4 protein-coding genes are annotated in these 6,677 nt (G+C 75.0%); all 4 read left to right on the top strand.

Annotated features, from left to right (window positions below):
- Window positions 1-236: 236 nt before the first annotated feature.
- The 4 genes from ACIPW5_RS24035 (at window position 237) to ACIPW5_RS24020 (ending at window position 6,652) form a co-directional block, all read left to right on the top strand.
- Entirely contained in the window at window positions 237-1,031 is a 795-nt protein-coding gene (locus tag ACIPW5_RS24035; RefSeq protein WP_401248424.1) for an enoyl-CoA hydratase/isomerase family protein, read from the top strand.
- A 167-nt stretch (window positions 1,032-1,198) separates the two neighbouring features.
- Window positions 1,199-2,368, top strand: coding sequence for a DUF11 domain-containing protein (locus ACIPW5_RS24030; RefSeq protein ID WP_401248421.1), 1,170 nt, complete (start codon window positions 1,199-1,201; stop codon window positions 2,366-2,368).
- Complete coding sequence (locus tag ACIPW5_RS24025) at window positions 2,365-4,437, top strand: hypothetical protein (RefSeq protein WP_401248419.1); 2,073 nt, start codon at window positions 2,365-2,367, stop codon at window positions 4,435-4,437. The genes ACIPW5_RS24030 and ACIPW5_RS24025 overlap by 4 nt, the downstream gene beginning before the upstream one ends.
- Window positions 4,438-4,522: 85 nt before the next feature.
- On the top strand, window positions 4,523-6,652 hold the full coding sequence (locus ACIPW5_RS24020) for a DUF11 domain-containing protein (protein ID WP_401248416.1): 2,130 nt from the start codon (window positions 4,523-4,525) through the stop codon (window positions 6,650-6,652).
- The last annotated feature ends 25 nt before the right edge of the window (window positions 6,653-6,677 follow it).

The raw sequence follows: 6,677 nt of genomic DNA, 5'->3' as shown, positions 1-6,677 counted from the left end.
GGCGAGGCTGGATCTTCCAGCCTCGCCGGCGTTTGAGGCGCGGGCGCGGTAGCGCCGTAGGGGTCCGGGCGCAGCCCGGGGAACGGGCGAAGGGCGGGTAGGGGACCTCCGCCCCGCGCAGCGGCCAACCACCCGCACACGCCCACCGGCACCGGCCCCGGCCCCGGCCAGACCCCGCCCGGGACCACACCAACCCCCGCCCGGCCAGGGCAACGGCAACGACGAACGGAGACCCCATGCCCCCCTCGGACGAGATCCTGCACCGCACCGACGCCGCCGTCAGCTGGATCACCCTCAACCGCCCCGACGCCATGAACGCCCTCACCCCGGCCCAGCGCGACCGCGTCATCGGGCTGCTCGACGCCGCCTCCGCCGACCCCGGCGTCCGGGCCGTCGTCGTCACCGCCACCGGCAAGGGGTTCTGCGCCGGTGCCGACCTCCGGGGAGGGAACACCGCCGGCGAGCGGGTCGCCGGCGACGTGGCGCGCATGATCCGGCTCGGCGCGCAGCGCCTGATCACCGCGGTCCTGGACTGCGAGAAGCCCGTCATCGCCGCCGTCAACGGCACCGCCGCCGGCATCGGCGCCCACCTCGCCCTCGCCTGCGACCTCGTGATCGCCGCCGACACCGCCCGCTTCATCGAGGTGTTCGTCCGCCGCGGCCTGGTCCCCGACGGGGCCGGCGCCTACCTCCTGCCCCGGCTGCTCGGTCCGCAGAAGGCCAAGGAGCTGATGTTCTTCGGGGACGCCGTCCCGGCCGAGGAGGCCGCCCGGCTCGGTCTGGTGAACCGGGTGGTCCCCGCGGACGGGCTGGAGGGCGCCGCCCGCGAGTGGGCCGAGCGGCTCGCGCAGGGCCCCACCCGTGCCCTCGCGCTCACGAAGCAGCTGGTCAACGCCTCCCTCGACGTCGACCGGGCCACCGCGCTGGCCGCCGAGGCCACCGCCCAGGAGCTCAACATGACCACCGCCGACGCGAACGAGGGTGTGGCCTCCTTCGTGGAGCGGCGCACCCCGAAGTACCTGGGGCGCTGAGTTCTGCCCCGAACGACTGAAATCGATCACCCATGAGGCAGCAGTGATCAATTCGCCGCGCCCGACGGGCTTCGTTCATGTGAATAGCTGACCGCATGGGTCCTACCTGGCGAGCGAAAACCCGGCTGCCACGCGCACTGTCCGCACTGTGCGCGGCGACGGCCTCCGTGTTCCTGTCCGCGGTCCCCGCCCGGGCGGCCGCGCCCGCCCCGGAGGAGCCGGCCGACCTGACGGTGACCGCCGCCGTGGGCCCGCAGCACACCACGCGCGCCACCGAGACGTACGACTACCTCGTGACGGTGACCAACCACGGCCCCTCCACCGCCCGGCGGGTCACCGTGACCGACCGCCTCCCCGCCGCGCTGGAGTTCCTCACCTCCCGGGACGGCAGCTGCACGGCAGCCGGCCGGACCGTCACCTGCGGCCCCCTCCCCACCCTCGCCGTCGGCGCCTCGCACACCTGGGTGATCACGGTGCGGCTCGCGCCCGGCTACCGGGGCGAGGGCGGGGACATCGTCAACGAGGCCGTCGTCGACGCCGGCACCACCGACCCCCGCCCGGCGAACAACTCGACCTCCCTGACCGGCCTCGTCCTCCCGCCCAGCGCACTCCTCGCGGACCTCTCCCTCACCAAGACGGCCGTCCTCGCCGAGGGCCGCGAGGACGTACGGCCGGGCGAGAAGTTCACGTACCTGATCTCGGTGCACAACGCGGGCCCGGCGACCGCCCGCCAGGTCGCGGTCACCGACCGGCTCCCGGCCCCGCTGACCCTGCTGTACTCCCCCGACGACTGCACGACCGCCCCCGGCGAGGAGCCCCTCGTACGGTGTCCCGCGCTCGACCGGCTGCCGCCCGGGGCCACGGCGGAGTTCCGCATCACGGTGCGCGCCGCCGACGGCACCGAGGAGGACCGGGCCGCGAACCCGCCCGCAGGCCGGTGCAGCCCGATCGAGAACACCGCCCGCGTCACCTCCGTCGTGCGCGACCCGGACCCGTCCGACAACTCCAACGCCCCGGGCACGACCGGCCCGGACGGCGGCCGCCTGTGCCTGGTGCACGCCCCCCGCCAGAACCACGCCGACCACCACCACTCCCAGAAGCCGGGCCCCCAGCACGAAGCCGACCGGCCCGACGACCACGGCAGGCCCGCACCCGACCACGGCAGGCCCGCACCCGACGACGGCAGGCCCGCCCCCGGCCACCAGGCCCCCGCGGAGCGCCCCGCCCCCGGCGAACTCGCCGACTGCGGCACCCGTCTGCCGCAGTGGGCCGCCTGGGCCTCCGCCGCCCTCCTCACCTGCGGCGCCGCCCTGCGCGCCACCGCACGCCGCCGGTGAGGGCCGCCCGGTGGCGGGCGGCGGCCGCCGCCGCCCTGCTGTGCGCGGCCGCGTTCACGGCGACCGCCCCCGCCGGGGCCGTGCAGCGCCCCCGCGCGGCCCTCGCGTTCCCGGTGAACGAGGCCTTCGACAGCTCCGCCAACCTCGGCACGGCCAGCGGCAACGCCTCCTACCCGGCCGGCGGCGGCTGGCTGCGGCTGACGTCCGCGAGCACCGGCCAGGCCGGCACCTGGAAGATGAAGGACACCTTCTCCACCACCCTCGGCATCGTCGCCGAGTTCCGCTACGCCACCTACGGCGGCACCGCCTTCGCCGGCAAGCGCGGCGACGGGCTGTCCTTCTACCTCACCGACGGCACCGCCGCCGACGGCACCGGCCCGACCGGCGGCAGCCTCGGCTACGCCTGCTCGGGCGCGCTCTCCCGCTGCCTGACCTCCGGTGTGCCGGGCGCCTACCTCGGCATCGGCCTGGACGAGTTCGGCAACTTCTCCTCCGACGGGGTCGGCAACGGCGGCCCCGGCACCCAGGCCAACAAGATCGTGGTGCGCGGCGGCGGCAGCGGCACGACCGGCTACCGCTACGCCACCGCCGCCGACGGCCCCGGCTCGACGGTGGAGACCGGCAGCCGGGCCAACGAGCGCAAGGTGCGGGTCTCACTGCTGCCCAGCGGTACGAAGATGCTGCTGTCGGTGTGGTCGGACAGCGGCCCCGGCACCGCCCTCACCCAGCTGGTCACCGACTTCGACGTCACCACCATCACCAGCCAGCCCGCCCTCCCCGCCACCCTGAAGGTGGGCTTCTCGGCCGGCACCGGCAGCGCCACGAACATCCACGAGATCGACGACCTGGCCATCAACGTGCCCGCCGACCTGAAGGTGGTGAAGTCGACCGCGCAGTCGACGGTGCCGGCGGGCGACCCGGTGACGTACACGGTGACCGTCTCCAACAGCCAGGCCAACGACGTGACGGGCGCCGTCGTGCGCGACACCGTGCCCGGTCTCACCGACGTGACCTGGACCTGCAAGGCCGGTACCGGCGGCACCTGCGCCACGGCGTCCGGCAGCGGCAGCACCCTCGACACGAAGGCCGACCTCAAACGCGGCGGCTCCGTCACCTACACGGTCACCGGCAGGGCGCCCGCGCAGCCCGCCTCCCTCTCCAACACGGCGACGGTGACGGCCCCGGCCGACCGCACGGACACCAACCCGGCGGACAACACCTCCACCGCCTCCGACGTCACCGTCACGGCCCGCGCCGACCTGGCCGCCGAGAAGGAGGGCGTCGGGTCCGGCCCGGTGGCCCCGGGCGAGGAGTTCGAGTACCGGATCACCGCACGGAACCTGGGGCCCTCGCACACGCAGACGGTGCTGATGTCGGACACCCTGCCGGCCCCCCTGCGGTTCGTGTCCTCGTCCAGCGGCTGCACCGCCACCGGCCAGCAGCTGTCCTGTCCGCCCCGGGGTCCCGTGAACGCGGGTACGAGCGCCTCGTGGACGGTCCGCGTCCGGCTGGACCCCGCCTACACGGGCGACGGCACCGACCTCGGCAACGTGGCGTCCGTCCGGCAGGGCCTGCCCGACCCCCGGCCGGAGAACAACACCAGCGCGGCGGCCGGCCCGCCCGGCGGTCCGGCGGCCGCGCGGGCGGACCTGTCGCTCACGAAGGCGGCGCAGGACCGTGCGCCGGTCGCGCCCGGGGAGTCCTTCACGTACACGGTGACGGTGCGCAACGCGGGACCGTCCGTGGCCCGGAAGGTACGGGTCACCGACCCGCTGCCGGCGGGCCTGGAGTTCGTGTCCGGGGACGGCTGCACCGCCTCCGGCCGTGACGTGACCTGCGGGACGGAGGCGGCCGTGGACCCGGGCGGCAGCCGCGCGTGGACGTTCACGGTGCGGGTGGACCCGGCGTACGCGGGCGACGGCACGGCCCTGCGCAACACCGCGACGGCCGTGTCCGACACCGCCGACCCGAACCCGGCCGACAACAGCGGTTCGGCGGGCACCCCGGGCGGCCGGGTCGCCCCGCCGGCCGCCGACATCGAGCTGTCCAAGGGCGTGCGCGCGGGCTGACCCCCGCGCCCGCCCCGGTGCGCTCCCCCGATCTCCCGTACAGCGCTCTGTACGGTCTCTCACGCACGAAACGGAACGATGCGCGATGACGACGACCCCAGGCCGGCGGCCGGTGGCGCGGGCCCTGGCCCCGCTGCTCTGCGCGGCCGCACTGTGGGCCGCGCCGCCCCCAGCGGCCGCCCAGCCCACGACCGCCCGGGCCACGGCGGCACGGTTCGCCCCGGCCGAGGTGACGACGCACCTGGCGGTGGCGAAGGCCGCGAAGGCCCCCGGTGACCTGATCACGTACACGCTGACCGCGAGGAACAAGGGGCCGTCGGTCGCCCGGAACGTGAAGGCCACCGACCGGCTGCCGGACGGGATCACCTTCGTCGACTCCTCCGACGGCTGCACGGCCGTCGGCCAGACCGTCACCTGCGGGCCCGAACCGCAGCTGGCGGCCGGGCAGAGCCGCAGCTGGAGCTTCCACGCCCGGCTGAGCGCCTCGTACCTGGGCAACGGCAAGGACCTCGGCAACAGCGCCTCCGGCACCTCGGACGCCACCGACCCGGACCCGGGCAACAACAAGCCCGACCCGGTGCTGCCGCCCGGGCCGTTCGACCCCGTGTCGGACCTGGCCACGGTCAAGACGGCGCTGGGGGCGGGGCCGACGGTGCCTGGCCAGGAGTTCGAGTACGAGATCCGCACGTCCAACAAGGGCCCCTCGGACGCCCGCAACGTGACGGTGACGGACTCCCTGCCGGACGGGCTGACCTTCGTGTCCTCCTCCGACCCGTGCTCGGCGTCCGGCCGGACGGTCACCTGCGGCCCGCTGGCGCGGATGATCCCGGGCGGGGACGCGGTGTGGACGTTCAAGGTGAAGCTGGACCCGGCGTACGCCTCCGACGGCGAGGACCTGCGCAACACGGCCACCTCCACCTCGGCGTCGAAGGACCCCGAGCCCGCGGACAACACCTCGCGGCCCGTGCTGCCGCCGGGCGGGGTGACCGAGCCGCAGGCCGACGTGTGGACGACGAAGCGGACCGCGAACGACACGGTGATCGCCCCCGGGCAGACCTTCGAGTACGTGGTGACGGCGACCAACGACGGCCCGTCGCGCGCGTTGAACACCTCGGTCACCGACCGGCTCCCGTCGCAGCTGGCGTTCGTCTCCTCGCCCGCGGCCGACGGCTGCCAGGCCACGGACGGCACGGTCACCTGCGGCCCGCAGGCCGTGCTGGAGCCCGGGGCGTCCCGGACGTGGCGGTTCACGGTCCGTCTGGACAGCACCTACACCGGTGACGGCTCCGACATCCGCAACACGGCCACCGCCGCCGCCCGGACCAAGGACCCCAAGCCGGAGAACAACACGAGCAGCCCCGCCGGCCTGCCGGGCAGCCGCGTCAACAAGCCGACCGCGGACCTCGGGGTGGTCAAGGAGGCCGTCGGCACCCGGCCGCCGGTGCCGGGCGAGGTGTTCGACTACCGGATCCGGGTCACCAACAACGGCCCGTCGGCGGACGCGTTCAACGTGAAGCTCACCGACAACCTGCCCGAGGGCCTGTCGTACGTGTCCTCCACGCCGTCCGGCTGCACCGCCGCCGGACGCCTGGTGTCGTGCCGGCGCACCGCCCCGCTGAAGGTCGGCGAGACCGTCGAGTACCTGCTGACGGTGAAGATCGACCCGGCCTACAAGGGCACGGGCTCCGACCTGAAGAACACCGCCGAGGTCACGGCCGACAACATCGACCCGGCGTCGCAGAACGACAAGGGCACCGCGACCGTCCCCGGCGGACACGTGGCGGAGGCCTCGGCCGACCTGGCCATCGTGAAGCGGGCGGTGCAGACCGCCGCGATCGCCCCGGGCGAGAGCTTCGACTACGCCCTGACGGTGACCAACAACGGCCCCTCGCAGGCCGACCAGGTCACCGTCACCGACACCCTGCCGACGGCGCTGAGCTTCGTCTCGGGCGACGCGGCCTGCACCTCGGGCCGGACGGTCACCTGCGGCCCGCTGGCGCACCTGGCCCCGGGCGCCTCGGTGACCTGGGTCATCAGGGTGAAGCTGGACCCGGAGTACACCGGCAACGGCTCGGACATCCGCAACACGGCGACGGTCGACTCGCTGACCGCCGACCCGCGTCCGGCCAACAACACCAGCGCGGCGGCCGGCCCGCCCGCGGGGACCGTGAAGGAGCCGACGGCCGACCTGGAGGTGGGCAAGACGACTCCGTGACCCGGCCCGGCCGGCGGGGCGCACG

The sequence above is a fragment of the Streptomyces sp. NPDC090077 genome (genome assembly GCF_044747545.1).
GTDB lineage: Bacteria > Actinomycetota > Actinomycetes > Streptomycetales > Streptomycetaceae > Streptomyces.
This window is presented reverse-complemented; position numbering and strand designations above follow the sequence as displayed.